General features: G+C 69.0%; 21 protein-coding genes. 17 read left to right on the top strand and 4 right to left on the bottom strand.

All coding sequences use genetic code 11. The features are described 5' to 3' along the window. Nucleotide 1: 1 nt before the first annotated feature. Nucleotides 2–208, bottom strand: coding sequence for a dodecin (locus IG196_RS14145; protein WP_056581096.1), 207 nt, complete (start codon nucleotides 206–208; stop codon nucleotides 2–4). Between the two features lie 176 nt (nucleotides 209–384). Here IG196_RS14145 and IG196_RS14150 point away from each other — a divergent pair, with 176 nt between their 5' ends. The 16 genes from IG196_RS14150 to IG196_RS14225 all read left to right on the top strand — a co-directional run bounded on the left by IG196_RS14150 (nucleotide 385) and on the right by IG196_RS14225 (nucleotide 18,433). Next, on the top strand, nucleotides 385–585 hold the full coding sequence (locus IG196_RS14150) for a hypothetical protein (protein WP_192196637.1): 201 nt from the start codon (nucleotides 385–387) through the stop codon (nucleotides 583–585). Between the two features lie 115 nt (nucleotides 586–700). Further along, nucleotides 701–1,708, top strand: coding sequence for an LLM class flavin-dependent oxidoreductase (locus tag IG196_RS14155; protein WP_192196638.1), 1,008 nt, complete (start codon nucleotides 701–703; stop codon nucleotides 1,706–1,708). 43 nt (nucleotides 1,709–1,751) lie between these two features. After that, nucleotides 1,752–3,092 (top strand): LLM class flavin-dependent oxidoreductase, encoded by a 1,341-nt coding sequence (locus tag IG196_RS14160; protein WP_412556382.1) that lies wholly within the window; start codon nucleotides 1,752–1,754, stop codon nucleotides 3,090–3,092. Next, nucleotides 3,092–4,312: a M20 aminoacylase family protein gene (locus IG196_RS14165; protein WP_192196639.1), complete on the top strand. Its 1,221-nt coding sequence runs from the start codon at nucleotides 3,092–3,094 to the stop codon at nucleotides 4,310–4,312. Before IG196_RS14160 ends, IG196_RS14165 begins: the two co-directional genes overlap by 1 nt. Then, nucleotides 4,309–4,845, top strand: coding sequence for a GNAT family N-acetyltransferase (locus IG196_RS14170; protein ID WP_192196640.1), 537 nt, complete (start codon nucleotides 4,309–4,311; stop codon nucleotides 4,843–4,845). Before IG196_RS14165 ends, IG196_RS14170 begins: the two co-directional genes overlap by 4 nt. Continuing rightward, complete coding sequence (locus IG196_RS32280) at nucleotides 4,842–6,656, top strand: amino acid ABC transporter permease/ATP-binding protein (RefSeq protein ID WP_192196641.1); 1,815 nt, start codon at nucleotides 4,842–4,844, stop codon at nucleotides 6,654–6,656. The genes IG196_RS14170 and IG196_RS32280 overlap by 4 nt, the downstream gene beginning before the upstream one ends. Before the next feature lie 42 nt (nucleotides 6,657–6,698). After that, a complete protein-coding gene (locus tag IG196_RS14180) occupies nucleotides 6,699–7,622 on the top strand; it encodes an ABC transporter substrate-binding protein (RefSeq protein WP_192196642.1) in 924 nt (307 codons plus the stop codon). Between the two features lie 12 nt (nucleotides 7,623–7,634). After that, nucleotides 7,635–8,561 carry an ABC transporter substrate-binding protein gene (locus tag IG196_RS14185; RefSeq protein ID WP_192196643.1) on the top strand — a complete coding sequence of 309 codons (927 nt, stop codon included), beginning with the start codon at nucleotides 7,635–7,637 and terminating at the stop codon, nucleotides 8,559–8,561. 37 nt (nucleotides 8,562–8,598) lie between these two features. After that, nucleotides 8,599–9,639 carry an LLM class flavin-dependent oxidoreductase gene (locus IG196_RS14190; RefSeq protein WP_192196644.1) on the top strand — a complete coding sequence of 347 codons (1,041 nt, stop codon included), beginning with the start codon at nucleotides 8,599–8,601 and terminating at the stop codon, nucleotides 9,637–9,639. Nucleotides 9,640–9,758: 119 nt separating this feature from the next. Further along, on the top strand, nucleotides 9,759–10,709 hold the full coding sequence (locus tag IG196_RS14195) for a sulfurtransferase (protein WP_192196645.1): 951 nt from the start codon (nucleotides 9,759–9,761) through the stop codon (nucleotides 10,707–10,709). Between the two features lie 120 nt (nucleotides 10,710–10,829). Beyond that, a complete protein-coding gene (locus tag IG196_RS14200) occupies nucleotides 10,830–12,041 on the top strand; it encodes a YeeE/YedE thiosulfate transporter family protein (RefSeq protein WP_192196646.1) in 1,212 nt (403 codons plus the stop codon). 164 nt (nucleotides 12,042–12,205) lie between these two features. Further along, nucleotides 12,206–13,795, top strand: coding sequence for an ABC transporter substrate-binding protein (locus tag IG196_RS14205; protein WP_192196647.1), 1,590 nt, complete (start codon nucleotides 12,206–12,208; stop codon nucleotides 13,793–13,795). Nucleotides 13,796–13,805: 10 nt separating this feature from the next. Then, nucleotides 13,806–14,771 (top strand): ABC transporter permease, encoded by a 966-nt coding sequence (locus tag IG196_RS14210; protein ID WP_192196648.1) that lies wholly within the window; start codon nucleotides 13,806–13,808, stop codon nucleotides 14,769–14,771. Nucleotides 14,772–14,792: 21 nt separating this feature from the next. Further along, nucleotides 14,793–15,734 (top strand): ABC transporter permease, encoded by a 942-nt coding sequence (locus tag IG196_RS14215; RefSeq protein ID WP_192196649.1) that lies wholly within the window; start codon nucleotides 14,793–14,795, stop codon nucleotides 15,732–15,734. Beyond that, nucleotides 15,731–17,488, top strand: a complete 1,758-nt coding sequence (locus IG196_RS14220) for a dipeptide ABC transporter ATP-binding protein (RefSeq protein WP_192196650.1) — start codon at nucleotides 15,731–15,733, stop codon at nucleotides 17,486–17,488. The genes IG196_RS14215 and IG196_RS14220 overlap by 4 nt, the downstream gene beginning before the upstream one ends. Nucleotides 17,489–17,599: 111 nt before the next feature. Next, on the top strand, nucleotides 17,600–18,433 hold the full coding sequence (locus tag IG196_RS14225; protein WP_192196651.1) for a tetratricopeptide repeat protein: 834 nt from the start codon (nucleotides 17,600–17,602) through the stop codon (nucleotides 18,431–18,433). 91 nt (nucleotides 18,434–18,524) lie between these two features. Here IG196_RS14225 and IG196_RS14230 read toward each other — a convergent pair whose 3' ends face one another. From IG196_RS14230 to IG196_RS14240, 3 genes are all read right to left on the bottom strand, one after another. After that, on the bottom strand, nucleotides 18,525–20,441 hold the full coding sequence (locus tag IG196_RS14230) for an esterase/lipase family protein (RefSeq protein WP_192196652.1): 1,917 nt from the start codon (nucleotides 20,439–20,441) through the stop codon (nucleotides 18,525–18,527). Continuing rightward, entirely contained in the window at nucleotides 20,438–21,451 is a 1,014-nt protein-coding gene (locus IG196_RS14235; RefSeq protein ID WP_192196653.1) for a DUF4105 domain-containing protein, read from the bottom strand. The genes IG196_RS14230 and IG196_RS14235 overlap by 4 nt, the downstream gene beginning before the upstream one ends. Nucleotides 21,452–21,512: 61 nt before the next feature. Further along, the gene (locus tag IG196_RS14240; RefSeq protein WP_192196654.1) at nucleotides 21,513–24,206 is read right to left on the bottom strand and encodes a bifunctional acetate--CoA ligase family protein/GNAT family N-acetyltransferase; all 2,694 of its coding nucleotides are present in this window, start codon (nucleotides 24,204–24,206) and stop codon (nucleotides 21,513–21,515) included. A 318-nt stretch (nucleotides 24,207–24,524) separates the two neighbouring features. On the opposite strand from IG196_RS14240, the gene IG196_RS14245 reads away from it, so the two are divergent. Next, complete coding sequence (locus tag IG196_RS14245; protein WP_192196655.1) at nucleotides 24,525–25,886, top strand: homoserine dehydrogenase; 1,362 nt, start codon at nucleotides 24,525–24,527, stop codon at nucleotides 25,884–25,886. Nucleotide 25,887: the final 1 nt, after the last annotated feature.

The raw sequence follows: 25,887 nt of genomic DNA on the forward strand, positions 1-25,887 counted from the left end.
GCTACTCGAGCGTGAAGCCGATCTTCACCGTCACCTGCCAGTGCGCGATCTTGCCGTCGACCACATGGCCGCGCGTCTCGGTGACGGTGAACCACTGGATGTTGCGCACCGTCTCGTGCGCCTTCGCGATGGCGGTCTGCACCGCATCTTCGATGCTCGTGGGGGACGAGCCGGTCAGCTCGAGCGACTTGTAGACATGGTTCGACATGGCGGCTGCTCCTTGGGTGGTTGCGTGCCCATCGTAGCCAGTGCACGGGGGGCGGGGCAACTCCTTTGAGCGTGCGGATGCGATGCAAAACGCATCAGCACATTCGCAATCCGTCGTTGGCAAGGGCGCGGGTGCTTCGCAGAATCGGCGGCATTGATCCAGGGAAACCGCCCGCCATGTCGCTGCACACCATCGCCTCTTCGTCCCCGGCCGCACAGGCCCGCCACATCCTCGCGCTGACCGCCATCGCCTGGTGCATCGCAACGCCGTCGCCGCATGAAGTGGCGCGCCGCGCACCGCACGGTCATGTGCCGCTGCGCGTGCGCAGAAGGCTGCACGCCACGGCCGTGGCAGCACTCTTGCCGTATGCATGGTGAGCCGCGCGACCCCGCAGATTCCAGATATCGATAGAGGAATTCAGCGCAAACGGCCCGTGTGATGGCTCGCAGAATTTGAAGCACACCCGCTTCCACTGCGCCATCGCCGAACACCGTGTCCTACTCGCTCTCCCTGCTCGACAAGAGCCTGATCCCCGAAGGTGCCGACGCCGCGCAGGCGTTCCAGCACACCATCGCGCTGGCCCAGCGCGCCGAACGGCTGGGCTACCGGCGCTACTGGCTGGCCGAGCACCACGGCAACCGCACCTACGCCGGCTCGGCGCCCGAGGTGCTGGCCTCGCACCTGCTCGCGAAGACCTCGCGCATCCGCATCGGCACCGGCGGCGTGATGCTGCAGCACTACAGCCCGTTCAAGGTCGCGGAGACCTTCAAGGTGCTGGCCTCGCTGGCGCCGGGCCGCGTCGACTTGGGCATCGGCAAGGCGCCGGGCGGGCTGCCGCTGACCAGCAAGGCGCTGCAATCGCTGCACGATCCGGTGAAGGCAAAGGCCCTCGATTTCGAAGCGCGCCTGCAGGAGCTCGATGCCTTCCTGCACGACGGTGTGCCCGCCGACCATGCACTGGCGGGTGCGGTCGCCACGCCATTCCCGCCGCAGCCGCCGCAGCGCGTGCTGCTTGGCGGCAGCCCCGAAAGCGCGTTGCTCGCGGCGCGGCTGGGTTGGCAGTTCGTCTACGCGGGTCACTTCAACGGCGACCCCGTGAACATCGAGCAATCGATCGACGCCTACCGCGGCGCGACCGGCCGCGCACCGCTGCTCGCGCTGTTCGCCTTCGCGGCCGAAACGCACGACGAGGCCGCCGAGCGCGTGGGCGCGCTGCGCAGCTTCCGCGTGACCTTGCCCACGGGCCAGAGCGTGAACCTGCCGAGCCTCGAAGCCGCCGCCGAGTTCGCGCGGCAGGCCGGCACGAGCGACTACCGCACCGAGGAGCGGCGCCCCCACGTCATCGCCGGCACCGGCGACGAGGTGCGCGATGCGCTCGATGCCCTGAGCGCGCGCCACGGCATCGAGGAGTTCGTGATCGACATCCCGGTGGCGAACTTCGCCGCGCGTGCCACGGCCGTCGAGCTGCTGGCGCAGGCCCGCGAGCCTGCACTGGCCTGAGCGTCTTCTTCTTTTTTCTTTTCCCATCACAAGAACGATCGTCATGAGCAACATCCAGTTCGGCGTCATGCTGCAAGGGGCCGGCAGCCACATGAATGCCTGGAAGCACCCGGGCGGCCCGGCCGATGCCAGCGTCAACCTCGACTTCTTCATCCGCAACGCGCAGAAGGCCGAGGCCGCGGGCATCGCCTTCGCCTTCGTGGCCGACGGGCTCTACATCAACGAGAAGTCGATCCCGCACTTTCTCAACCGCTTCGAGCCGATCTCCATCCTCTCGGCGCTGGCCGCCGTCACCTCGAAGATCGGCCTGGCGGGCACCATCTCCAGCTCGTACAGCGACCCGTTCACGGTGGCGCGGCAGTTCGCCTCGCTCGACCTGATCAGCGGCGGGCGTGCGGGCTGGAACGTGGTAACCACGCCGCTCGAAGGCAGCGCCAAGAACTACAGCCGCGCGCACCCCGAGCACGCGTTGCGCTACGAGATTGCCGACGAGTACCTGGCCGTGACGCAGGGCCTGTGGGACAGCTGGGACGACGACGCCTTCGTGCGCGACCGCGAGAGCGGCCAGTTCTTCGACCGCGACAAGCTGCACACGCTGGACCACAAGGGCCGCTTCTTCCAGGTGGCGGGGCCGCTGAACATCCAGCGCTCGCCGCAGGGGCAGCCGGTGATCTTCCAGGCCGGCTCGTCGGACGCCGGCATCGGTCTCGCGGGCAAATACGCCGACGCGGTGTTCACGCATTCGCCCTCGCTCGAAGACACGCGCGCCTTCCTCAAGCAGGTCAAAGCCAGCGCCGTCGCGCAGGGCCGGCAGGCCGATGACGTGAAGATCTTCCCGGGCATCGGCCCCGTGGTCGCCGCCACCGAGGCGGAGGCCGAGGCCAAGTACCTCGCCATCCGCGCACTGCTGACGGTCGAGGAGGCCTTGGCCTACCTGGGCCGCTTCTTCGACCACCACGACTTCAGCCAGTACCCGCTCGATGCGCCGTTTCCCGAGCTGGGCGAGATCGGTCGCAACAGCTTCCGCTCGACCACCGACCGCATCAAGGCCAATGCCAAGGCGAAAGGCCAGACGCTGCGCGAAGTGGCGCTCGAAGTCGCCACGCCGCGCACGCAGTTCGTGGGCACCGGCGAACGCATCGCCGACGAGATCATCCGCTGGGTGGACGAGGGCGCGGCCGACGGCTTCATCCTCGGCTTCCCGGTGCTGGGGCCGGGCCTCGACGACTTCATCGAATTCGTGGTTCCCGCACTGGAGGCACGCGGTCGCTACCAGCGCACGCTGCCCGGCCAGACCCTGCGCGACCACTTGGGCCTGCCGCGCAAGGCGAGCCGCCATGCGCAGCCCCAAGGCGACGCCGCTACCGAGCGGAAAGCCGCCTGATGGGCGCCGCATTGCCACGCCCGGTCCTCAAGGACATCCACCGCGTCGAAGCGACCATTGCCGGCTACGGCGATGAATTCATCGCACTGCGACGCGACATCCACCAGCACCCCGAGCTGTCGTTCAAGGAGCACCGCACCTCGGCGCTCGTGGCCGAGCGGCTCGCTGCCTGGGGCTATGAGGTCACAACCGGCCTGGCCGGCACCGGCGTGGTGGGCACGCTGCGGCGCGGGCCGGGGCGCAGCCTCGGCATCCGCGCCGACATGGACGCGCTGCCGATCCACGAAGCCACGGGCCTGCCGTATGCGAGCGAGAACGCGGGCGTGATGCATGCCTGTGGCCACGACGGCCACACGGCGATCCTGCTCGCTGCGGCGCGCTTCCTCGCCGAAGCGGGCGCCTTCCGCGGCACCTTGCACCTGATCTTCCAGCCCGCCGAAGAACTCGGCGCGGGCGCGAAAAAGATGATCGACGAGGGCCTGTTCACGCGCTTCCCGTGCGACGCCGTCTTCGGCCTGCACAACTGGCCCGGCGTCAGCACGGGACATGTGGGCTGCGTCACCGGGCCCGCGATGGCGGCCATCGACCAGGCGCACATCACGGTGCGCGGCAAGGGCGGCCACGGCGCGCAGCCGCACGAGACGGTCGACCCGGTGGTCGCGAGCGCGCACCTGATCGCGGCCTTGCAGACCGTGGTGTCGCGCAACGTCGATCCACTCGACATGGGCGTGATCACGGTGGGCTCGATCCACGGCGGCGAAGCGTCCAACGTGATTCCGAACACCGTCGAACTCAAGCTCACGGCGCGCTCGTTCAAGCCCGAGGTGCGCGCGCTGCTGGCGCGGCGCATCCCGGCGCTGGCGCGGGCGCAGGCCGAGAGCTTCGGCGCCGAGGCCGAGGTCGACTACCGGCCGGGCTTTCCACCGGTGGTCAACCATGTGGAAGAAACCGCCTTTGCGCGCGCCGTGGCGCTCGACACCTTCGGCGCGGAGCGGGTCGATCCGGCCTTCCGGCCGCGCACGGCCAGCGAAGACTTCGCCTACATGCTGCAGGCGCGCCCCGGCAGCTATGTGTTCTTCGGCAACGGCGAGAGCGCCTCGCTGCACAGCCCGCGCTACGACTTCAACGACGCGATCCTCGCGCCTGCGGCCGTGTACTGGGCGCACCTGGCCGAGCGCTTTCTTTCCGTTGACAGCGACTTGCAGGAAACCACCCCATGAGCGAACAGTTTGTCTACACCACGCCGCTGGACCCGCGGGCCCGGCCGTTGATCGAAGGGCTCACCTTCGAGTACGACAGCCGCTACGGCGACGTGATGCGCGAGCCCGGCGCGCCGCGCGAGATCGACCGCTACGCGCCCGAGGTGTTCGCACCGCCGCACGGCAACTTCGTGCTGCTGCTGCGCGACGGCATCGCCATCGGGGGCGGCGCCTTCATGCGCCACGACGAGCGCACCGCCGAACTCAAGCGCGTGTGGACGCACGGCGCGCTGCGCCGCCAGGGCCTGGCGAGCCGCGTGCTGGCCGAGCTGGAGGCGCAGGTGCTGCGTCAGGGCTACGAGCGCATCTACCTCACGACCGGCTTTCGCCAGCCCGAGGCCGTGGGCCTGTACCGCAGCCATGGCTACACGGCGCTGTTCACCGACGACGCCGATCCCGAGACGCCGCGCAAGCTGCCGTTCGAGAAGCACCTGGCGCAGTGGGCCGCGCAAGGCCGTGCCGGTGCGACGTTGAGCGAGGCGGTGTCGCGATGAACACGACCACCGTGAGCGATGTCGGCCCCGCGCCGCGCAGCCCCGCAACACCAGTCCGCCGGAGCGATGCAACGCCGCCCGCCAAGGGCGACTACTCGCATTTGCGCATCGTCCCCGCGACGTATCCGGCGCGTACCGTCGGCACCATCTTCGCGGTGGCGGTGATCGGCCTCGTGCTGCATTCGGTACTCACCAACCCACGCTGGGGTTGGCCGGTGTTTGCCGAGTGGTTCTTCTCGGAGCCGGTGCTGGCCGGGCTGGGCCGCACGCTGCTGCTCACGGCGCTGGGTGCGGTGCTGGGTTTCTTCTTCGGCACCGGGCTGGCGCTGGCGCGGGTATCGCGCTCGCCGCTCTTGGCGCGGCTGGCCTGGGTGTTCACCTGGCTCTTCCGCTCGGTGCCGGTGATCGTGCTGCTGCTGATCATCAACAACCTGGGCTACCTGTACGAGACCGTGTCGCTGGGCGTGCCGTTCACCGACCTCACACTGTTCTCGTACCCGACCACGCAGCTCATCAGCCCCTTCGTGGCGGCGCTGCTGGGCCTCACGCTGAACCAGGCGGCCTTCGCCTCGGAGATCGTGCGCGGGGGCATTCTGTCGGTAGACCAGGGACAGCTCGAAGCAGCGGCTGCACTCGGGCTTTCGCGCCGGCGCCAGGCCTCGCGCATCGTGCTGCCGCAGGCCATGCGCAGCATCCTGCCGACGGCCTTCAACGACATCATCGGGCTCGCCAAGGGCACCTCGAACCTCTACATCCTGGCGCTGCCCGAGCTGTTCTACACGATCCAGATCATCTACCGGCGCAACCTGGAAGTGATTCCGCTGCTCATGGTGGCGACCGTGTGGTACCTCGTGATCCTCACGGTGCTGTCGGTGGCGCAGCACTACATCGAGCGGCATTTCTCGCGCGGGGCCCTGCGCCATGCGCCGCGCTCGTGGCTGGGCGGTGTGGTGCACGGCCTGTGGACGCGGGGCAGGGCGCCGGTGGTGCCCGTGTCCGTGCCGGCCCCAGCGCCCGCACAGGTGCCGCGCTGGAACGGCGCGCGCGCACCCGGCGGCGAGGTGACGATCCACGGCGTGTCCAAGCGCTTCGGCGCGCTGCAGGTGCTCGACGACGTGACCTTCACCGCGCCGCGCGGCAGCGTCACCGTGATCCTCGGCCCCTCGGGCTCGGGCAAGTCGACGCTGCTGCGCACCATCAACCACCTGGAGCGCGTGGACGACGGCTTCATTGCCATCGATGGCGAACTCATCGGCTACCGGCGTGACGCCGACACGCTGTACGAGCTGCACGAGAAAGACATCCTCACGCGCCGCGCCGACGTGGGCATGGTGTTCCAGAACTTCAACCTGTTCCCGCACCTCACGGTGCTGGAGAACATCGTCGAGGCGCCGCAGTCGGTGCGCGGCCTGCCGCGTGCCGAGGCCGAGGCGCTGGCCACTGACCTGCTGGCCCGCGTCGGCCTGGCCGACCGCAAGGACGCTTACCCGCGCCAGCTCTCGGGCGGCCAGCAGCAGCGCGTGGCGATTGCGCGGGCGCTGGCGCTCAAGCCCAAGGTGCTGCTGTTCGACGAGCCCACCTCGGCGCTCGACCCCGAGCTGGTGGGCGAGGTGCTCGCGGTGATCGAGGAGCTGGCCAGCTCCGGCACCACGCTGCTCATCGTGACGCACGAGATCGGCTTTGCCCGCGAGGTGGCCGACACCGTGGTCTTCATGGAGCAGGGCCGCATTCTCGAAACCGGCACGCCGGAGCAGGTGTTCAACGCGCCGAGGCACCCGCGCACGGCCGAATTCCTGGCCAGGGTGCTCTGAGCTTTTTCTTCTTTTCTCTTTTTTTCCAACCGACCGCTTTTCATGACCCATCGACGCCTTCTCCTGACTGTTCTTCTGGCCGCCTTGCTGCCCCTGATCGCCACGGCGCAGACCGCCCCGGCACCCGACCTGAGCCCGGAGCAGCCCGGCCGCCCGCGCGCACAGAAGATCGAAGAGGCCGTGCGGCTCGCGAAGGACTTCAAGTTCCAGAAGGAAGGCGTGCTCGTCGTCGGCACCACCACCGGCCGGCTGCCGTTCGCGGCCTACGCCACCGACACCAAGACGCCCGTGGGCAATGCGCCCGACATCGCACAGCTCGTGGCCGACAGCCTGGGTCGCAAGCTGGAGCTGGTGTCCACCGCCTGGGCCGACTGGCCGCTGGGCCTGCAGTCGGGCAAGTTCGACGTGGTGGTGTCGAACGTCACCGTGACCGAGGAGCGCAAGGAGAAGTTCGACTTCTCGACCTACCGCAACGACCAGCTGGGCATCTACGTCAAGTCGGACAGCAAGCTCGGCGCCATCAAGGAGCCGAAGGACATCGCGGGCCTGAAGCTCATCGTGACGGCCAGCACGAACCAGGAGCAGATCCTGCTGCGTTGGAACAAGCAGAACCTTGCCGCCGGCCTCAAGCCCATCGAGATCCAGTACTACGACGACGATGTGGTGCAGCGCCTGGCCATCCAGTCGGGCCGCGCCGATGCGTACGTGGGCCCCAACGCCATTGCGGCCTACGAGGCGCGCGACGGCAAGACCCGGCTCGCGGGCCTGGTGTCGGGCGGCTGGCCGCTCAACGCCGAGATCGCCGTCACCTCACGCAAGGGCTCGGGCATTGCCGAGGCCGTGACGCTGGCGCTGAACACGCAGATCAAGAACGGCAACTACGGAAGGGCGCTGTCGCGCTGGAACCTGGCGTCGGAAGCGATCGAGGTGGCGCGCACCAACCCGCCCGGCTTGCCGAAGCACTGAGGGGAGGGGACCATGTCGCTCAAGAAGAAACTGGGGGCCTTGGCCGCCCTCGGGCTGATCGCGCTCGCGCCAGCGCACGCCGCCGAGACCTTCGACTTCAGCCCCGCGCAGCGCGGACGCCTGCACACCGGCAAGGACGCCGAAGCGGTCAACGCCATTCCACCGAACTTCAAGTTCGTGAAAGAGGGCGTGCTGACCATCGCCATCGCGCCGTTCGCACCGCCGATTTCCACCTACGGCACCGACGCGAAGACCGTGGTGGGCTTCGACCCCGACTTTGCCCACCTCATCGCCGAGGCGCTGGGCCTGAAGCTCGAGCTGCAGCCCATCGCCTGGGCCGACTGGCCGCTGGGCCTGAGCTCGGGCAAGTACGACGCCGTGATCTCCAACGTGGGCGTGACCGAGCAGCGCAAGGAGAAGTTCGACTTCTCCACCTACCGGCTCGGCCTGCACGGCTTCTACGTGCGCACCGACAGCGCCATCCAGTCGATCAAGGAGCCGAAGGACGTGGCGGGCCTGAAGCTCACGACCGGCGCCGGCACCAACCAGGAACGCATCCTGCTCGAATGGGACCGGCAGAACGTGGCCGCGGGCCTGAAGCCGGTGTCGATCCAGTACTACGACGACGATATGACGCGCTGGCTCGCGGTGACGACGAAGCGCGTCGATGCCAACTTCAACCCCAACGCGCCGCAGGCCTACGAGGCCGCGAAGAACGGGCAGTTGCGGCTCGCGGGCACGGTCAACGCCGGCTGGCCGCCGAAGTCGGACGTGGCCGTGGCCACGCGCAAGGGCAGCGGCCTGGCCGTGGCGCTCACCACCGCGGCCAACGGCCTGATCCGCAACGGCACCTACGGCAAGGCGCTCGCGCGCTGGCGCCTCGCGGAAGAGGCGCTGCCGAAGTCCGAGGTCAATCCACCGGGGTTGCCGAAGTTCTGAACACGCCGCACACACGACCCCGACCCCGACCACGACCATGACCATCCACCACATCGGTTTTCTCACGCCCGGCAACTACGACGAGGCCGACCCGCATGCCGGCCTCGAAGCCGCGCTGCGGTTGTTCGAATTCGGCGAGCGGCGCGGCTTCGACAGCGCCTGGGTGCGCCAGCGCCACCTGGAGCGCGCCGTGTCGTCGGCGCCGACCTTCCTGGCCGCCGTCACGCAGCGCACGCGCCGCATCGAACTCGGCGCCGCCGTGATCCAGATGGGCTACGAAAACCCGTTCCGCCTCGCCGAAGACCTGGCCACCGTCGACGTGCTCTCGCGCGGACGCCTGCAGGTGGGCCTGAGCGCGGGCGCGCCGCCGCACGGCGCCTTGCTGGGCGGTCGCTTCCAGGACGCACCGCCGGCCACCATCGACTTCACGCACAAGCGCGTGGCGCGGCTGCGCGCCAACCTCGAAGACGTGCTGCTGGGCGACGAAGACACGGTGATCGAATCCGCCGGCGGGCGCGTGCGTCCGCGCGTGCAGCCGTATGCGCCCGGCCTGGTCGGGCGGCTCTGGTACGGCGGCGGGTCGCTGCGTTCGGCCGAATGGGCAGGGCGCAACGGCTTTCACCTGCTGCTGGGCAACGTGCTCACGGGCGAGACCACCGACGATTTCCTGGAGGCGCAGACCGGCCTGGTCGAACGCTACCGCGCCAGCGAAGTGCCAGGCGCACGCGGGCGGATCGCGTTGGGTCGCGTGATCGTGCCGCTCGATGGGGCCGATGCGGCCACGCGACGCCGCTACCGCGCGTTCGCGGCTGGGCGCGTCGAACGCACGCTGGCGCCGCAGGGCGAGCGCCGCACGCTGTTCGCCGGCGACCTCGTGGGGAGCGCGGACGAGATCCTGGAGCGCCTGCACCACGACCCGGTGCTGCCGCTGGTGAGCGAGCTGCGCGTGGAGCTGCCCTACAACTTCGACAGCGAGGCTTATGAGCAGATTCTTGACGACATCGCCGTGCGCATCGCGCCCGAACTGGGCTGGCGCGTGCGTGCCGAGCTGCCACAGAAAGAAGTCGCGGTGGCCTGAGCCTCAGAAGCTTTGGGTATGCGCTTATCGCAAACGCTTCGTTGGTGATCGCGCGTTGCCTGCCTAGAGTTCGCTCTGATCTGTTTCAGATGTCTTCCATTCAACACAAGGAGTCCCGCATGTCGATCTTCAGCAGATGGTGGCGCGCCGCGTCCCTCGCCACGCTGACTTTCCTGGCCACCGCGCCCGCCGCTTTTGCCCAGGCCTCGGCCGACGGCAGCGGCCCGCTGGTCTCGACCGACTGGCTCGAGAAGAACCTGCGCAACCCGAAGCTGCGCTTGATCGAGGTCAGCGTGAACCCGGGCCTGTACGAGCGCGGTCACATTCCAGGCGCGGTGAATTTCTCGTGGCACAACGACCTCAACGACCGCGTGCGCCGCGACATCGTGAGCCCCGCCGAATTCGAGAAGCTGCTGTCGGCGGCCGGCGTCGACAAGGACACCACCGTCATCCTCTACGGCGACACCAACAACTGGTTCGCGGCCTGGGGCGCCTGGGTGTTCGACCAGTACGGCGTGCAGAACGTGAAGCTGCTCGACGGCGGGCGCAAGAAGTGGGAAGCCGAGAACCGCGTGCTCGACAACCGCGCGCCCGAACATGTCGCCACGCGCTTCAAGGTGACGCAGCCCAACCCGCAACTGCGCGCGCGGCTGGCCGATGTGCTGGCCGTGGCCGAAGGCCGCTCCGACGCGAAGCTGGTCGACATCCGCTCGGCCGACGAGTACAGCGGCAAGATCTTTGCGCCGGCCGGTGCCGCCGAATTGGCGGTGCGCGCGGGCCACGTGCCCGGCGCGGCCAACGTGCCCTGGGGCCGTGCGGTGAACGAAGACGGCACCTTCAAGTCGGCCGCCGAGCTGAAGGCGATCTACGCGGCCGTGGGCATCGACGGCAGCAAGCCGGCCATCACCTACTGCCGCATCGGCGAACGCTCGAGCCATACCTGGTTCGCGCTGCACAAGATCCTGGGCTACAAGAACGTGCGCAACTACGACGGCTCGTGGACCGAGTACGGCAACGCCGTCGGCGTGCCGGTCAACAACCCGGCCGGCACGGTCTGGGCGTCGAAATGATTGAGGTGAGATGAGTTCGAGGTGAGTCGGCGTTGGAGGGACCTCGCGGCCTCTCCGATGGGCGACATTGGGCGAGCTCTCGAGCTCGCTTTTTTTTGGTCAACACAAAGGGACCGGGGCATGTCCGCTTCGTCAATCAACGCGGCGCCTGCGCCGCTGTCGCGCACGGGCCTGGCCGCCGGCGCCGTCGTGTTGCTGCTGATCACAGCAGGCGTGCATCTGCTCGGCGAGCGCAGCGGCGGCCGAGCACTGGCCTTCGCGCTCGGGCTGGGCGCGGTGCTCGGCGTGGTGCTGCAGCGTTCGCGCTTCTGCTTCTACTGCCACGCGCGCGACTACTTCGAAGGCGGCGATGCGCGCGGCCTGCTGGCCATCGTGGCCGCGCTCGCGGTCGGCACCGTGGGCATGCACGTCGTCATGACCGGCTGGCTGCCGGTGCCGCAGCCCGGACGGCTGCCGCCTGATGCGCACATCGGACCGGTCAGCGGGGCGCTGGTGCTGGCAGGGCTGGCCTTCGGCGCGGGCATGGTGGTGTCGGGCTCGTGCATCAGCGCGCACTGGTACCGGCTGGGCGAAGGCTCGCCGACCGCGCCGTTCGCGCTGCTCGGTTCCGCAGCGGGCTTCCTGCTCGGCTTCGCGAGCTGGAACTGGCTCTACAGCGCCACCATCGCCACCGCGCCGGTCGTGTGGCTGCCGCATCACCTGGGCTATGCGGGTTCGGCCGCGTTGCAGCTGGCGGTGCTTGCCGCGTTGAGTGCCTGGCTCTGGCGAAAGCTGCCGGCGGGAGAGGCGGCATTGCCCGCGCCGCGCAGCTTAATCGACGCGGTGCGCCGCCTGCTGCACGGGCGCTGGACGTACGCGTGGGGCGGGCTCGCGGTCGGTGTGATCGCGGTAGTCGTGGTGTTGCGGCTGCGCCCGTTGGGCGTGACGGCCGCGCTCGGCAGCGCGGCGCGCGACCTCGGCAACGCTCACGGCCTGCTGCCGCAGCGCCTGGACGGGCTCGACGGGTTCGGTGGCTGCGTCACGGCGGTGGTCGAAAGCCTCTGGCAGACGCCCAACGCGTTGCTGGTCGGTGGACTCGTGGCGGGTGCGCTGGCTGCGGCGCTGGCAAGCGGGCAGTTCCAGCCTGCGTGGCCGACGGTGGGGCAGGTGGTGCGTGGCCTCGGCGGCGGCGTGCTGCTGGGGTGGGGCGCGATGACCGGGCTGGGCTGCACGGTCGGCAACCTGCTCTCCGGCACGATGGCCGGTGCGCTGTCGGGTTGGGTGTTCGGCGCGAGCGTGTTGTTGGCGGTGTGGGGCGGGCTGCGGTTGAAGCGCCTTGCGGCGAGGGCGTGACCGCCGTTGATCGCTGCGCGGCAGACACCGCATTTCCATATGCGGAGTCCTTCTTTCGAAGCGGCGCAGGGCAGGGCACAGTCCCGCCACGCAACGACAGGCGCGTGTCCACGCACAGCGGCCATCTGCCTGTTTCAACTTCACAAGAACACCCGAGGGATTCCATGTTCCGACCACTCCTGACCGCGGCTCTGCTGGCCGCCGGCCTGCTGCAGGCGTCCGTCGCCACCGCCGAAACCGTGCGATGGGCACGCAGCGCCGACCCCGCCACGCTCGACCCGCACGCGGTCAACACGGGCACCAACTTCGGGTTGCTGCACCAGATCTACGAGCCGCTGATCCTGCGTGGCGCCGACAGCAAGCTGCAGCCCGCGTTGGCCACCTCGTGGAAGCTCACGGCCGACCCGACGGTGTGGGAGTTCAAGCTGCGCCCCGGCGTCAAGTTCCATGACGGCGCGCTGCTCACGGCCGATGACGTGGTGTTCTCGCTCAAGCGGGCGCAGGCGCCCACGTCGGCGCTGAAGTCGCTGCTGTCGTCGGTGGCCGAGGTGACGAAGATCGATCCGCTCACGGTGCAGGTCAAGACCAAGGGCCCGAACCTGATCTTCCCGAACAACCTCACGAACCTCTTCATCCTCAACGAGGCGTGGGCCAAGGCCAACAAGGCCGAGCAGTCGCAGGACGTGGCAAGCAAGACCGAGAACTTCGCCACCCGCAACGAGAACGGAACGGGCCCCTACGTGCTGGCCTCGCGCGAGGTCGATGCGCGCACGGTGCTCAAGCAGTTTCCGCAGTACTGGGGCCGCGGCCAGTTTCCGCTGGACGTGACCGAGCTGGTCTACCTGCCGATCAAGTCGCCCGCCACGCGCGTGGCCGCGCTGCTGTCGGGCGAGGTCGATTTTGTGCAAGACCTTCCGGCGCAGGACGTGGGCCGGCTCAAGGCCGACAAGCGCCTGCGCGTGACCGAAGGGCCCGAGAACCGCTCGATCTTTCTCGGCCTGAACGTGGGCGCGAAAGAGCTCAAGTACGCCGACGTGAAGGGCAAGAACCCGTTGGCCGACCCGAAGGTGCGCGAAGCCATCGGCCTGGCCATCGACCGCGACGCGATCAAGGCGGCGGTGATGCGCGGGCTGTCGAACCCCTCGGGGATCATTGCGCCGCCGTTCGTGCACGGCTACGAGAAGGGCTTTGCGGCCTACCCGAAGGCCAATGCGGCGCAGGCGAAGAAGCTGCTGGCCGAGGCCGGCTACCCGAACGGCTTTGCGATCACGTTGCACACGCCGAACGACCGCTACGTGAACGACGAGGCCATCAGCACGGCGGTGTCGGGCTTTCTCGGGCGCATCGGCATCAAGACCACGGTGGCGGCGCGCCCGATTGCGCTGCACAGCACCGCCATCAACTCGGCCGACACCGACTTCTACCTGTTCGGCTGGGGCGTGCCGACCTACGACTCGGCCTACATCTTCGATTACCTGGTGCACACGCGCGGAAAGGACGGCCGCGGCCCGACCAACGCCACCGGCTACAGCAACGCCGAGGTCGACGCGCAGATCGCATCGTTGGCCGCCGAGAGCGACACGGCCAAGCGCGACGCCACCATCAAGAGCATCTGGCAGACCGTGCAGAAGGAGCGCATCTACATCGCGCTGCACGACCAGGTGCTCAACTTCGCCTCGACGCCGAAACTGGACATTCCGGTGAGCCCCGACGGCAGCGTGTTCTTCAAGAACGTGAAAGTGGCCAGGCCCTAAAGCGTCGGCCATGTGGGTTCATCTCTTGCGCCGGCTCGGCCAGTCCGTGCTGGTGCTGCTGGCGGTGTCGTTCGTGTCCTTCCTGGTGTTCCGCCACATCGGCGACCCGACCATCAGCCTGCTCGGCGAAGACGCCACGCTGGAAGAACGCGCCACGCTGACGGCCGAGCTGGGCTTCGACCGCCCGGTGCCCGTGCAGTACCTGCGCTACGTGGGCCACGCAGTGCAGGGCGACCTGGGCGTGTCGTACCGGCTCAAGCGGCCGGTGGTCGAACTCATCGCCGAGCGGTTGCCGGCCACGCTCGAATTGGCGCTGGTGGCGGCTGTGTTGGCGGTGGCGGGCGGCGTGGCGCTGGGCGTGTACACGGCAATCCGGCGTGACAGCGTGGCGAGCCGCGCGGTCATGGCGGTGTCGCTGGTCGGCGTGTCGCTGCCCACCTTCCTGATCGGCATCGGGCTCATCTACCTGTTCGCGGTCGAGCTGCGCTGGCTGCCGTCGTTCGGGCGCGGCGACACGGTGCAGCTGGGCGGCTGGAGCACCGGGCTGCTCACGGCCTCGGGCTGGGCCTCGCTGCTGATGCCCGCGCTGACGCTGGGCCTGTACAAGCTGACGCTGATCATGCGGCTGGTGCGCGCCGAGATGCTGGAGGTGCTGCGTGCCGACTACATCCGCTTCGGCCGCGCGCGCGGGCTGCGCGAGCGCGACCTGAACTACGGCCATGCGCTGCGCAACACGCTGATCCCGGTCATCACCATCACCGGGCTGCAGATCGGCTCGCTGGTGGCCTTTGCCATCGTCACCGAGACGGTGTTCCAGTGGCCGGGCGTGGGCCTGCTGTTCATCACGTCGATCCAGGGGGTGGACGTGCCGGTGGTGGCGGCCTACCTGCTGCTGATTGCGCTGCTGTACGTGGCGATCAATTTCATCGTCGACCTGCTGTATGTGCTGGTCGATCCGCGCCTGCGGCGTGCCTGAATCTTTTTCCCTCTTTCCCGAATGACGTCTTCTTCCCCGACCGGCGCCCCCGCGTCGCGCCGCTGGCGCAACGCCGAGTCGCCCGTGCTGCGCGCGTTTGCACGCTCGCGCACCGTGCAGCTGGCCGCCTTCGTGCTGCTGCTGGTTGCCCTGGCCTCGCTGTTCGCACCGTGGATCGCGCGGCAAGATCCCTTCGATCCGGCCGTGCTCGACCTGATCGACGCCTTCACCCCGCCGGGGCAGCAGGGCGATTCGGGCGCCTTCTATCCGCTGGGCGCCGACGACCAGGGGCGCGACGTGTTCTCGGCCATCCTCTACGGGCTGCGCATGTCGCTGCTGGTGGGCGTGAGCGCGGTGGGGCTGTCGCTGGCCATCGGCGTGCCGCTCGGGCTCGCGGCGGGCTATGCGGGCGGCTGGTTCGACACGCTCGTGATGCGCGTGGCCGATGTGCAGCTGACCTTTCCGGTGCTGCTGGTGGCGCTGCTGATCTTCGGCATCGCGCGCGGTCTGTTGCCCGAGGGCTACCGCGACGACATGGCGGTGTACGTGATCGTGGCGGCCATCGGGCTGTCGGAATGGGTGCAGTACGCGCGCACGGTGCGCGGCGCGGTGATGCTCGAAAAGCACAAGGACTACGTGGCCGCCGCGCAGATCATCGGCCGCTCGCACACCGGCATCCTGGTGCGGCACATCCTGCCGAACCTGCTGGCGCCGGTACCGGTGATTGCCACCATCAGCTTTGCGCTGGCCATCGTGGCGGAGTCGACGCTGTCGTACCTGGGCGTGGGGCTGCCACCCACGCAGCCGTCGCTGGGCACGCTGATCCGCATCGGGCAGGGCTTCCTGTTCTCGGGCGAGTGGTGGATCCTGCTGTTTCCGGCGCTGGTGCTGCTGGCGCTGGCGCTCTCGGTCAACCTCGCGGGCGACTGGCTGCGCGACGCGTTGAACCCGAGGCTGCAATGAGCGCGCGCGACCCATCGCCAGAACCTGATCGCGAAACGCCCGTGCTGCGCGTGCGCGGCCTGGACGTGGCCTTCGACACACACCGGGGCACGATGCAGGTGCTCGACGGTGTCTCGTTCGAGATCGCGCCGGGCGAAATTCTCGGCGTGGTCGGCGAGTCGGGGGCGGGCAAGTCGATGGTCGGTGCGGCCGTCATCGGCCTGGTGCCGCCACCGGGACGCATCGCGGGCGGCACGGTCGAGCTGCACGGCGAGCGCATCGACACGCTGCGCGGCGAAGACATGCGCCGTGTGCGCGGGCGCCGCATCGGCAGCGTGTTCCAGGACCCGCTGACCAGCCTGAACCCGGTCTACCCGATCGGCCGGCACCTCATCGAAACCATCCGTACACACCTGCCCGTGAGCGAGCAGGAGGCGCGGCGGCGTGCATTGGCGCTGCTGGCCGACGTCGAGATTCCCGACCCCGAAAGCCGCATCGACCAGTACCCGCACCAGTTCTCGGGCGGCATGCGCCAGCGCGTCGCGATTGCGCTCGCGCTGTGCGCCGAGCCGCAGCTGCTGATTGCCGACGAGCCCACCACCGCGCTCGACGTGTCGGTGCAGGCGCAGGTGATCCGCGTGTTCCGGCGCGTCTGCCGCGAGCGCGGCACGGCCGCGATGTTGATCACGCACGACATGGGCGTGATCGCCGAGGCGGCCGACCGCGTGATGGTGATGTACCGGGGGCGCGTGCTGGAGACCGGCCCGGTGCGCGAAATTTTGGACCGCCCGCGCGAGCCGTACACGCGGGCATTGATGGCGGCGATTCCTTCGGTGCACGCGCGGTTGCATCGCTTGCCGGTGCCGGAGATCGGCGCGGACATCGCCGTGGTTGCTGCCTTGCCGCCCGCGCAGGTCGAGACAGCGACGGCACCGGCCGACACTACGCCGCTGATCCGCGTGCAGGGTCTGTCGCGCGCGTTCGATCTCTCGGCGGGCTGGCTGGTCCGCACGCTCGCACGCCAACCGAAGAAGGTGCTGCACGCGGTCGACGGCGTGAGCTTCGAGATCGCGCGCGGTCGCACCTTCGGGCTGGTCGGTGAGTCGGGCTCGGGCAAGTCGACCGTGGCGCGCATGATCGCCGGCCTCACGCGGCCCACGGCCGGCACGGTGCATTTCGACGGCATCGACCGCTGGGGCGACGCCGCGGAGACGGCCGCGCTGCGCCGGCGCTTCCAGATGATCTTCCAGGACCCGTACGCCAGCCTCAACCCGCGCTGGCGCGTCGACCGGCTGATCGCCGAGCCGGTGGAAGTGCTGGGCCTGGCCGCCAGCGCCGAGGAAACCGCCGAGCGCGTGGCCGAGGCGTTGCGCCGCGTGCGCATGTCGCCCGACGACGGCCGGCGCTACCCGCACCAGTTCTCGGGCGGCCAGCGCCAGCGCATCGCCATCGCGCGGGCACTCGCCAGCCAACCCGAGTTCATCGTCTGCGACGAGCCGACCTCGTCGCTCGACGTGTCGGTACAGGCCCAGGTGCTGAACCTCATGCGCGACCTGCAGGACGAGTTCGGCCTGACCTACCTGCTGATCAGCCACAACCTCGCGGTGATCCGCCACATGTGCGACGACGTGGGCGTGATGCAGCGCGGGCGCTTGGTGGAGCAAGGGAGCGCGGGCGAGGTGCTCGATGCGCCGAAGCACACCTACACCCAGGCGTTGATGGCGGCGGTGCCGGACATGCGTGCGGGGCGTTTGCGTGAAGCAATACGCGTCTGAGGCTTCGAGGTCGTCGTGGATTGAGGCTGATCCAGCATCTCGCCACACGAACAGCAGCTAGAGTCAATGGCTCCTGTCGGCCACCGTCGCTTACCCTCAAAACGCCTCACCATGCTCACCCGACTCATTCAGCGGCTGGCTGCACGTCTCACAGGCGCTGCGACTCATGAATCCGGTCCGCCCGACACGGCCCGGACAGAGGCACCAACAACGCAGCGGCTGAGAGTGAAGCCAGGCGATCTGATCGCGACGCGCGACGGACAAGGTTGGCGGGCCGTGAAGATCCTCGAGGTCGATCAGTGGCCGGATGGATCGGCGGCCGCCCATTGCCTGAACTACAAGCCAATGGCAAAGCAGCCCACCCTTGAATCCATCGCCCATGCCGAGGTGCTGATATGGCATGCGCCCATCGACGCGGGCAGCTTCGGCGAAGAAGGCTGGACCCTGATCGGGAACCGGCCACCCGTCGAGGGCGAGCTGGTCGGCTTCCTCGAATACCTGAAGCTGACGAATTTTCCGAGGTATCTCGAAACGACTGGGAAAGACGCAAAAGAGATCATCCACCAGGCCAAAGTGCACTATTTGCGCGCGAACGAGCTCTGCGAGAAGGGACAGAGGCATGAGGGCATCGCCGAATACAGCGCGGCAATCGATCTGTTTCCGCCGTTCTTCGAAGCCATCGATAACCGTGCGTTTACACACATGGAGCTCGGAAATTTCCGCGAGGCGCTGGGCGATTTCGAGCAGTCGCTGCGCGTGAATCCCGATGGTGAGGCGGCTTTCTTTTCACGAGGCGAATGCCTCATGCGGCTGGGTGAATTGGAAACTGCGGAAGCCGTCTTCGAGGAAGGCCTCACGCGATTCCCCGAGAAGACGACGCTCTTCATGGACTTGCTGAAGCAGGCGCGCGGGCGGCGCGCCGCCAAGGCAAGAAACACGCGCTAGGACCCCGCCAAGGCGGGCTGCGGGGCGCTGACCTGTCTGTTGGACGCCTTTGCGCGGTGGCTCCACGACTGATTGACCACGCGGCGCGCGCTCAAGGCCTCGCAGTTGCAGCGACGGGCCGCGCCAACTGCTCCCGCAGAATCCGCCGGATCTCCAGAATCGCCAGCGGGTTCTCCTGCACGCTGTGCGCCGACGGAATCACCAGCTCCGACACCGCGCCGTCGAGGTGCGCGCTGGTGTAGGGCACGATGCCGTCGCTCGATTCGGCCTGCGCCACGCCCGGCGTGTCGTTGCCGATGATCGAGTGGTAGCGCACCTTCGGGCTCAGTGGCAGCCCGGAGGACAGGCGCACGAACGCATCGCGGTCGCTGAGGTTGTCGATGCTGTTGGGAATGCGCAGTGGGCCCAGGTCCTGCGAACTGGGCGCCACGCGCATCAGCTCGCGCGAGAGGTCGTTGAGCTGGCCCAGCATCGCCACCGGCAGGGTGATGAGGTTGGCCACCCAGCGCGAGATACGCTTGTTGGCGAACGAGGTGCCGCGATGCGGTGACGCGATGAAGATGGCGTCGCTGACCTGGGGCAGCGGCTCGAAGCGCAAGTAAGGCCCCAGCCCTTCCTCGATGCGGCGGCGCTGGGCGGCCGGCATGGGGTAGCCCTCGCGCAGCGCGTCCCACAGCACATCACCCGACGACGACACCAGCAGGCGCGAGAGCACGCCGCCCATGCTGTGGCCAATGAGCGTGACGTTGCGCGAGGCCTCGGCGCGGCCCTGCGGATCGAAGTGCGCCAGCGTCTGCGTGATGGCTTCGCGGATGGCGAGGTTGTTCAGCGGCAGCGGCGCGTTGGTCGGGTAGTACACCTGCCAGATCTGGTAGCGGCGGCGCAGCGTTTCGTCGCCGAGCACTTCGTTCGCGACGTTGATCCAGGCCTCGGGGCTGCTGGCCAGGCCGTGCAGCATGACGATGGTGCGCCGCTTCGGGTCGTAGGGCTGCATCAGGTAGATGTGCGGCCGGGTCAGGCCTTCGGCGCCGCCGAACAGGCTGCGCAGCGCCTGCAGCGCGAAGTCGGAGCGGGCCAGCCACAGGCCGTAGCCCGAGGTGAAGTTGGCGGCCAGCGGAATCTCTTCGCCGGCCAGGTTGATCGTGCTGGTGCGGTAGGGGTCGAACACGGCGATGCGCAGCGTGCGCGTGGCCAGCACGTCCTGCAGGGTGGTGCCATCGAACCGCAGCAGCGCGGTGAGGGCAGGGAAGGGCGTTTCGCTGAAGGGCGGCGCGTCTTCCTCGGCCTGGGCATCGGTCGGGCGATCGCTACCCGCGGCCACCAGCTCGGCGCCGAAACCGTCGCGGCGGTAGATGTTGCGCAGGCCCGAGAAGGTCAGCGAGGCGGCGGGAATCAGCTCCTGCGGCAAGGTGGCGTCGGGCGCGAGCTGCAGTGCCGACAGGTCGGCGTCGATGCGCCAGTCGCCCACCTGCGGGATGGTGGCGCGGGGCACGCCGCCCTTGCGGTAGCGGCCGAACAGGCCGGTGATGGCGCGCTGCACCGCGTAGTTGTAGTAGTCGCGCACCTGCGTCTGGCGGTCTTCGAAGGCGCGGTCGCGCGGCTTGCGTGCGGTGAAGAACAGGTAGGCGTAGGCATGGCGCGCGGTCTCGAGCCAGGCGTCGATGGCCTCGGGCGCGGTGGGCTGCGCGGCCGAGCCGCCGTCGCCGCCCGCCAGCGCGAGCTGCAGCCACACCTCGGACAGCGCCGACAGCCGCTGCTCGTCGCTCAGGCCGGCCGACGTGGCGAGGTTCTGGCGACAGGCGCGGCCGTCCTTGCGGCACTGGTCGGCATCGGAGCCGATGACGCGCAGCACCTCTTGCGCCGAGCTGCTGAGCGTGCCCGTGGTGAGCACGTCGCCGCGCCGCTGCGCGAGGTACTCGGCCGGCGAGATGGTGCCGACCGTGACGCCGGCGCAGCCGGTGAGCAGCGACAGCGTCAGCAGCAGTGCAGAGAAGCCGACGCGCCTCATGGCGCAGCGCCCGGCAGGCCGTGGCGGATCGCCTGCGAGAAGTTCACACCGGGCTGCTGGTCCGTGGCAATGGCCCGGTCGGTGATGCGGCCGGCGCTGCGCAGCGCGTCCATGCTCAGCCCCGGCGTCAGGCCGCCGACGTCGTGCAGGTACTCGGGCAGGTAGCCCGAGGCCAGCAGGCGGTAGTCCATCGGCAGGCCGGGCACGACGTGCTTGGCGAGGCTGTAGACGATGGTGGTGCAGTTGGCCGTGAGCGTGTTGTAGAAGCTCGGCGCGCGCGCCAGCGCGTTGGCCTCGCCCACGTAGCCGAGGAACAGCGAGCGCATCTCGGCCTGCGGCAGCTGCACGCGGTACATGTAGACGTCTTCGCCGCGCACGTTGGTGCGCACGCGCAGGATGTCGTGCTCGTCGGCGGCCACGAGGCTGTTCTCGAACTGCTTGAAGAAGCCGCCGATGGACGAGAAGCTTTCGCCGCGTTCCTTGCGGATCTCGATGGAGAAGGTGACGAACTGACCATCGTCGAAGCCGAAGGACACCAGCGTGTGCGCGATGGCCGGGCCGGTCCAGTACGACAGCGACACGTCGACCGAGCGCAGGCGGTCGAGGTCGTAGCGGCGCGTGTCCCAGTGCACGGTGTAGTCGGTGTCGCTGCGCCAGTCGAAATTGCGCACGTTCTCCATCGTGACCACGTTGCCTTCGACACGCGGCTTCAGGTGGCGGGCCACGTCGTCGGCCCATTCGCGGTTCTGCGAGGGCTGGATGGTGTTCCACCAGCCGAGCAGCATGGCGAAGCCGATGGCGTACGACAGCAGCGGGCGGGCCGCCTTGCCGCGCCACACGAGCACGATCGCCGCCAGGCCGAAGAGGCCCCACAGCACCATCGCACCGACCTTGAGCGGCGTCGCCACGGGCAGCTGGTACCAGAGGGCCGCGCAGGCCCAGGCGGCGGACAACAGCACGGCGAAGCTCACCAGCAGACGGCCGAGGGAGCGCAAGAGGATTCGGAGCATGAAGAAACGCGGAGGTGGAGGGCGGCCGATTCTCGTCGAGTTGCAGCCGCCCACCGACGGGCTACAGCGGGTAGGTCACGAGCTTGAAGTCCGGGTCTTCGGGGAACGACTTCACCGTGAAGCCCAGCCGGCGCACCAGCTTGAGCATGTCGGGGTTGCCGGCCAGCACCAGCCCGTCCATTTCGGAAAGGCCGCGGTCGCGCGCCACGTCGATGATGCTTTCCATCAGGCGCGAGCCGATGCCCTTGCCGCTGAACTCGTCGGCCACCACGAGCGAGAACTCGCAGCTGGTCTGGTCGGGGTTGGTGATGTAGCGCGACACGCCCACGATGCGCTCGGTGTCGAGCACGGTGCCGTCGGGCGCGGTGCTGCGTTCCATGATGGTGGCGACCAGCGCCATCTCGCGGTCGTAGTCGATCAGGGTGAAGCGCGACAGCATCGACGGCGGCAGCTCGTGGAAGCGCGAGACAAAGCGGAACCAGCGGCTTTCGGGCGACAGGCCCTGCACCAGCGCCTGCAGCATCTGCGCGTCGTTCGGGTGCACCGGCCGCACGACGTACGCGCCGCCACCGGGCAGCGGCCATTCGCGCCGGTAGCGCGCGGGGTACGGCATGATGGCCAGGTGCTGGTAGCCGTTGCCCGCGGGGCCCGCCACCGCCTGCGTGCTGCTGTCGACCACGATGCGCGCATCGACCGACACCGCGCCATGCTCGTCCACGATGATGGGGTTGATGTCCATCTCGCGCAGCTCGGGCAGCTCGCACACCATTTCGGAGACGCGCAGCAGCACGTCCTCGAGGGCCTCCATGTTCACCGCGTTGGCGCCGCGCCATTCGCCCAGCGTCTCGGCCACGCGCGAGCGCTCGATGAGGTGGCGTGCCAGAAACTGGTTGAGCGGCGGCAGCTCCATCGCGCGGTCGTTCATGAGCTCGATCATGGTGCCGCCCGCGCCGAAGACGATCACCGGGCCGAAGGGCTGGTCGGTCACGAGGCCGACGTAAATCTCGCGCCCGCGCCGCGCGCGCACCATCTTCTGCACGGTCACGCCGTTGATGCGGGCGTCGGGCGCGAGCTGCGCTACGCGCTCCATCATCTCCAGGTAGGTGTCGCGCGCGCTGGTGCCGTTCATCACGTTCAGCGCCACGCCCTCGACGTCGGACTTGTGCGAGATGTCGGGCGAGTCGATCTTCAGCGCCACCGGAAAGCCCAGCTGCGTGGCGATCATCATGGCCTCGTTGGCGCTGCGCGCCAGCAAGGTGCGCGTGATCGGAATGTGGAAGCACGACAGCAGCGACTTCGACTCCATCTCGGTCAGCACCTTGCGCCGCTCGGCCAGCACGCTCTCGATGAGCAGGCGCGCACCGTCGATGTCGGGCTTGGCCAGCGCCGAGAGCGGCGGCGGCGTCTGCTGCAGCAGTTGCTGGTTCTGATAGAAGGCCGCGATGTTGCCGAAGGCGCCCACGGCCGCCTCGGGCGTGCGAAAGCTCGGGATGGTGGCCTCGGCCAGCACCGCCCGCGCATTGCCGACCGACGCATCGCCCATCCAGCATGACAGCAGCGGCTTGGGCATGGGGCGCGGAATGTCGGCCAGCGCGCGCGCCGTGGCGGCGGCGTCGACGCCGGCCTTGGGCGAGAAGATGGCGAGCACGCCGTCGATCTGGCTGTCGGCCGAGGCCGTGTCGATGGCCGCGCGGAAGTGCGCGGGCGTGGCGTCTTCCGAGAGGTCGATGAGGTCGGTGAGCGACGCGAGCGCGGGCAGCGAGGGCTGCAGCAGCTTCTGCGCGGGCGCCGAGAGGCGGCCGAGGTCGAGCCCGATCTCGTTGATCCAGTCGGCCGCGAGCACGCCGGGGCCGCCGCCGTTGGTGACCACGGCCAGTCGCTTGCCCACCGGCCGGTAGCGCGAGGCCAGGCACTTGGCGGCCGAGAACAGTTCGACAAAGGAGCGCACCCGCACCGCGCCCGCGCGGCGCAAGGCGGCGTCGAACACGTCGTCGCTGCCCACGATGGCGGCGCTGTGCGTCTGCGCAGCCTCGTTGCCGGCCGGCTTGCGGCCCGCCTTGAGCACCACCACCGGCTTGGCATGCGAGGCCGAGCGCAGCGCGCTCATGAAGCGGCGCGCGTCGGCGATGCCTTCGAGGTACACGATGATGCTGTGCGTGGCGGCGTCGTTGGCCAGGAAGTCGAGCACCTGCGGAATGTCGACCGAGGTGTGCGGCCCGAGCGAGACCACGCTCGAGAAGCCCACGCCGTTCTGCCGCGCCCAGTCGAGCATCGACGCCGTGAGCGCACCCGATTGCGAGACCAGCGCCAGCGGCCCGGTGCGCGCGAGCGGGCCGGCCACGCTGGCATTCAGGTGCAGCGGTGGGCGCTGAAAGCCCAGCGAGTTCGGGCCCAGCAGGTGCACGCCTTCGCGGCGCGCGATCTTGCGCCACTGCGCGGCCTGATCGGCGGCGATGCCGGTGGAGATGACCACCGCGGCCTTGCAGCCGATGCGGCCCGCGATTTCGAGCGCGGCGGCCACGTCGCGCGGCGCCAACGCGATCAGCGCCAGGTCGGCATGCGTCTGCGCCAGCTCTTCGAGCGTGCCCTGCGTGCGGATGTCGATGAAGCGCAGCGTGCCGTCGAAGCGGTCGGCGCGGAAGGCTTCGCGCAGCGTATGGCCCAGGGCGGTCTGGCCGCCCGGATCGCTGGGCTCGCCGACGAAGGCCGCGATCGACGTGGGGGCGAACAGGGGGGTCAGGAAATGCTTGTCCATGCCCTAGTTTGCCCGGATCGGGGCGTGCCGCAAGCACCGCGTGTACACTCGCCGGCTCATGTCGTGCCTTTCACTTTCCCCTGTTGCAGCATCCAGCGCCGCCGTTATCGGCCGCACGATGCCGTTCGCCGCTTGCGTGCGAACGAGCGACGCAGTGAATGCACGAATGATTACCACCATGACCGCCGCGGCCCCCTAGCTCGCGCAGGGTGGCCGCTCCGGCAGCCACCTGGTGTCTCTTCTCCCGAATGAACGAAACCCAGCTGGCAGCTGGGTTTTTTTGTTTTTGTCCTGTTCGTTCGTTGTTTGGAGAAGCCCATGTACCGCGATCCCGTCTCGTCCTTCCTGCCCCAGCCCAGCCACGGCGCGGCCATTCGCCCCTTGCGCGTCGGCATGATCGGCATTGGGACCGTGGGCTCGGGCACCTTCCGCGTGCTGGCCCGCAACCAGGACCTCATTGCCGCCCGCGCCGGGCGCGGCATCGAGGTGACGGTGGTGGCGGCACGCAACCTCGCGCGGGCCCAGGGCATCGTGGGCGAGGGCGTCGCGCTCACGGTCGACCCGATGCAGGTCGCCACCGACCCCGATGTCGATGTGGTGGTCGAGGTGGCCGGCGGCACCGGCCCGGCGCGCGACTGGGTGCTGGCGGCCATTGCGCACGGCAAGCACGTGGTCACGGCCAACAAGGCGCTGCTGGCCGTACACGGCCCCGAGATCTTCGCCGCCGCCAGCGCACACGGCGTGGCCGTGATGTACGAGGGCGCGGTGGCGGTGAGCATCCCCATCGTGAAGGCGCTGCGCGAGGGCCTCACGGCCAACCGCGTCGAATGGGTGGCGGGCATCGTCAACGGCACCACCAACTTCATCCTGAGCAAGATGCGCGACGAGGGCCTGGACTTCGCCGACGCGCTCGCGCAGGCCCAGGCGCTGGGCTATGCCGAGGCCGACCCGGCCTTCGACATCGAGGGCGTCGACGCCGCCCACAAGACCGCGCTGCTGGCCGCCAACGCCTTCGGCATGCCGGTGCGCTTTGCCGACGCGCAGGTCGAAGGCATCACCGCGCTGCAGCGCCTCGACGTGGCCAGCGCCGAACAGCTGGGCTTTCGCGTCAAGCTGCTGGGCGTGGCTCGCCGACGTGAAGAAGGCGTGGAGCTGCGCGTGCAGCCCGCGCTGGTGCCGGCGACGCACCTGCTCGCGCAGGTCAACGGCTCGATGAACGGCATCATGGTCAAGGCCGACGCGGCGGGCATCACGATGTACTACGGCGCGGGCGCCGGCTCGGAGCAGACCGCCTCGGCCGTGATCGCCGACCTCGTCGACGTGGCGCGACTGGACGGCACCCACGCCGGCCAGCGCGTGCCGCACACCGGCTTCCACGCGCATGCGGTGCGCGAACTGCCGGTGCTGCCGCGTGCGGCCGTGCGCAGCGCGCATTACCTGCGGGTGCCGGTGCAGACGGCGACCGACATCGCCGCCGTGGCCGAGCTGCTGGCTGCTCAGCGGCTGCCGGTGCGGCAACTGGTGCTGGCGAGCGGGCCCGCCGATGCGCCGCCGCAGGTGCTGGTGATCACCGAGTCCGCGTTGCAGGGTGCGGTCGATCTTGTGCTGCATGCGTTGCAGGTCAGCCCGGTCGTGGCCGGCCCGGTGATCGCACTGCGCGTGGAAACGCTGGACGACTGAG

The sequence above is a fragment of the Variovorax sp. 38R genome (genome assembly GCF_014843395.1).
Classification (GTDB): domain Bacteria; phylum Pseudomonadota; class Gammaproteobacteria; order Burkholderiales; family Burkholderiaceae_C; genus Variovorax; species Variovorax paradoxus_H.

What these genes read in the sequence shown, in the direction of transcription:
- IG196_RS14205 (WP_192196647.1), top strand. Translation starts at nt 12,206, where the DNA reads ATGTTCCGACCACTCCTGACCGCGGCTCTGCTGGCCGCCGGCCTGCTG.
- IG196_RS14225 (WP_192196651.1), top strand. Translation starts at nt 17,600, where the DNA reads ATGCTCACCCGACTCATTCAGCGGCTGGCTGCACGTCTCACAGGCGCT.
- IG196_RS14160 (WP_412556382.1), top strand. Translation starts at nt 1,752, where the DNA reads ATGAGCAACATCCAGTTCGGCGTCATGCTGCAAGGGGCCGGCAGCCAC.
- IG196_RS14195 (WP_192196645.1), top strand. Translation starts at nt 9,759, where the DNA reads ATGTCGATCTTCAGCAGATGGTGGCGCGCCGCGTCCCTCGCCACGCTG.
- IG196_RS14170 (WP_192196640.1), top strand. Translation starts at nt 4,309, where the DNA reads ATGAGCGAACAGTTTGTCTACACCACGCCGCTGGACCCGCGGGCCCGG.
- IG196_RS14230 (WP_192196652.1), bottom strand. Translation starts at nt 20,441, where the DNA reads ATGAGGCGCGTCGGCTTCTCTGCACTGCTGCTGACGCTGTCGCTGCTC.
- IG196_RS14210 (WP_192196648.1), top strand. Translation starts at nt 13,806, where the DNA reads ATGTGGGTTCATCTCTTGCGCCGGCTCGGCCAGTCCGTGCTGGTGCTG.
- IG196_RS32280 (WP_192196641.1), top strand. Translation starts at nt 4,842, where the DNA reads ATGAACACGACCACCGTGAGCGATGTCGGCCCCGCGCCGCGCAGCCCC.
- IG196_RS14165 (WP_192196639.1), top strand. Translation starts at nt 3,092, where the DNA reads ATGGGCGCCGCATTGCCACGCCCGGTCCTCAAGGACATCCACCGCGTC.
- IG196_RS14240 (WP_192196654.1), bottom strand. Translation starts at nt 24,206, where the DNA reads ATGGACAAGCATTTCCTGACCCCCCTGTTCGCCCCCACGTCGATCGCG.
- IG196_RS14235 (WP_192196653.1), bottom strand. Translation starts at nt 21,451, where the DNA reads ATGCTCCGAATCCTCTTGCGCTCCCTCGGCCGTCTGCTGGTGAGCTTC.
- IG196_RS14200 (WP_192196646.1), top strand. Translation starts at nt 10,830, where the DNA reads ATGTCCGCTTCGTCAATCAACGCGGCGCCTGCGCCGCTGTCGCGCACG.
- IG196_RS14185 (WP_192196643.1), top strand. Translation starts at nt 7,635, where the DNA reads ATGTCGCTCAAGAAGAAACTGGGGGCCTTGGCCGCCCTCGGGCTGATC.
- IG196_RS14220 (WP_192196650.1), top strand. Translation starts at nt 15,731, where the DNA reads ATGAGCGCGCGCGACCCATCGCCAGAACCTGATCGCGAAACGCCCGTG.
- IG196_RS14190 (WP_192196644.1), top strand. Translation starts at nt 8,599, where the DNA reads ATGACCATCCACCACATCGGTTTTCTCACGCCCGGCAACTACGACGAG.
- IG196_RS14150 (WP_192196637.1), top strand. Translation starts at nt 385, where the DNA reads ATGTCGCTGCACACCATCGCCTCTTCGTCCCCGGCCGCACAGGCCCGC.
- IG196_RS14145 (WP_056581096.1), bottom strand. Translation starts at nt 208, where the DNA reads ATGTCGAACCATGTCTACAAGTCGCTCGAGCTGACCGGCTCGTCCCCC.
- IG196_RS14180 (WP_192196642.1), top strand. Translation starts at nt 6,699, where the DNA reads ATGACCCATCGACGCCTTCTCCTGACTGTTCTTCTGGCCGCCTTGCTG.
- IG196_RS14245 (WP_192196655.1), top strand. Translation starts at nt 24,525, where the DNA reads ATGTACCGCGATCCCGTCTCGTCCTTCCTGCCCCAGCCCAGCCACGGC.
- IG196_RS14215 (WP_192196649.1), top strand. Translation starts at nt 14,793, where the DNA reads ATGACGTCTTCTTCCCCGACCGGCGCCCCCGCGTCGCGCCGCTGGCGC.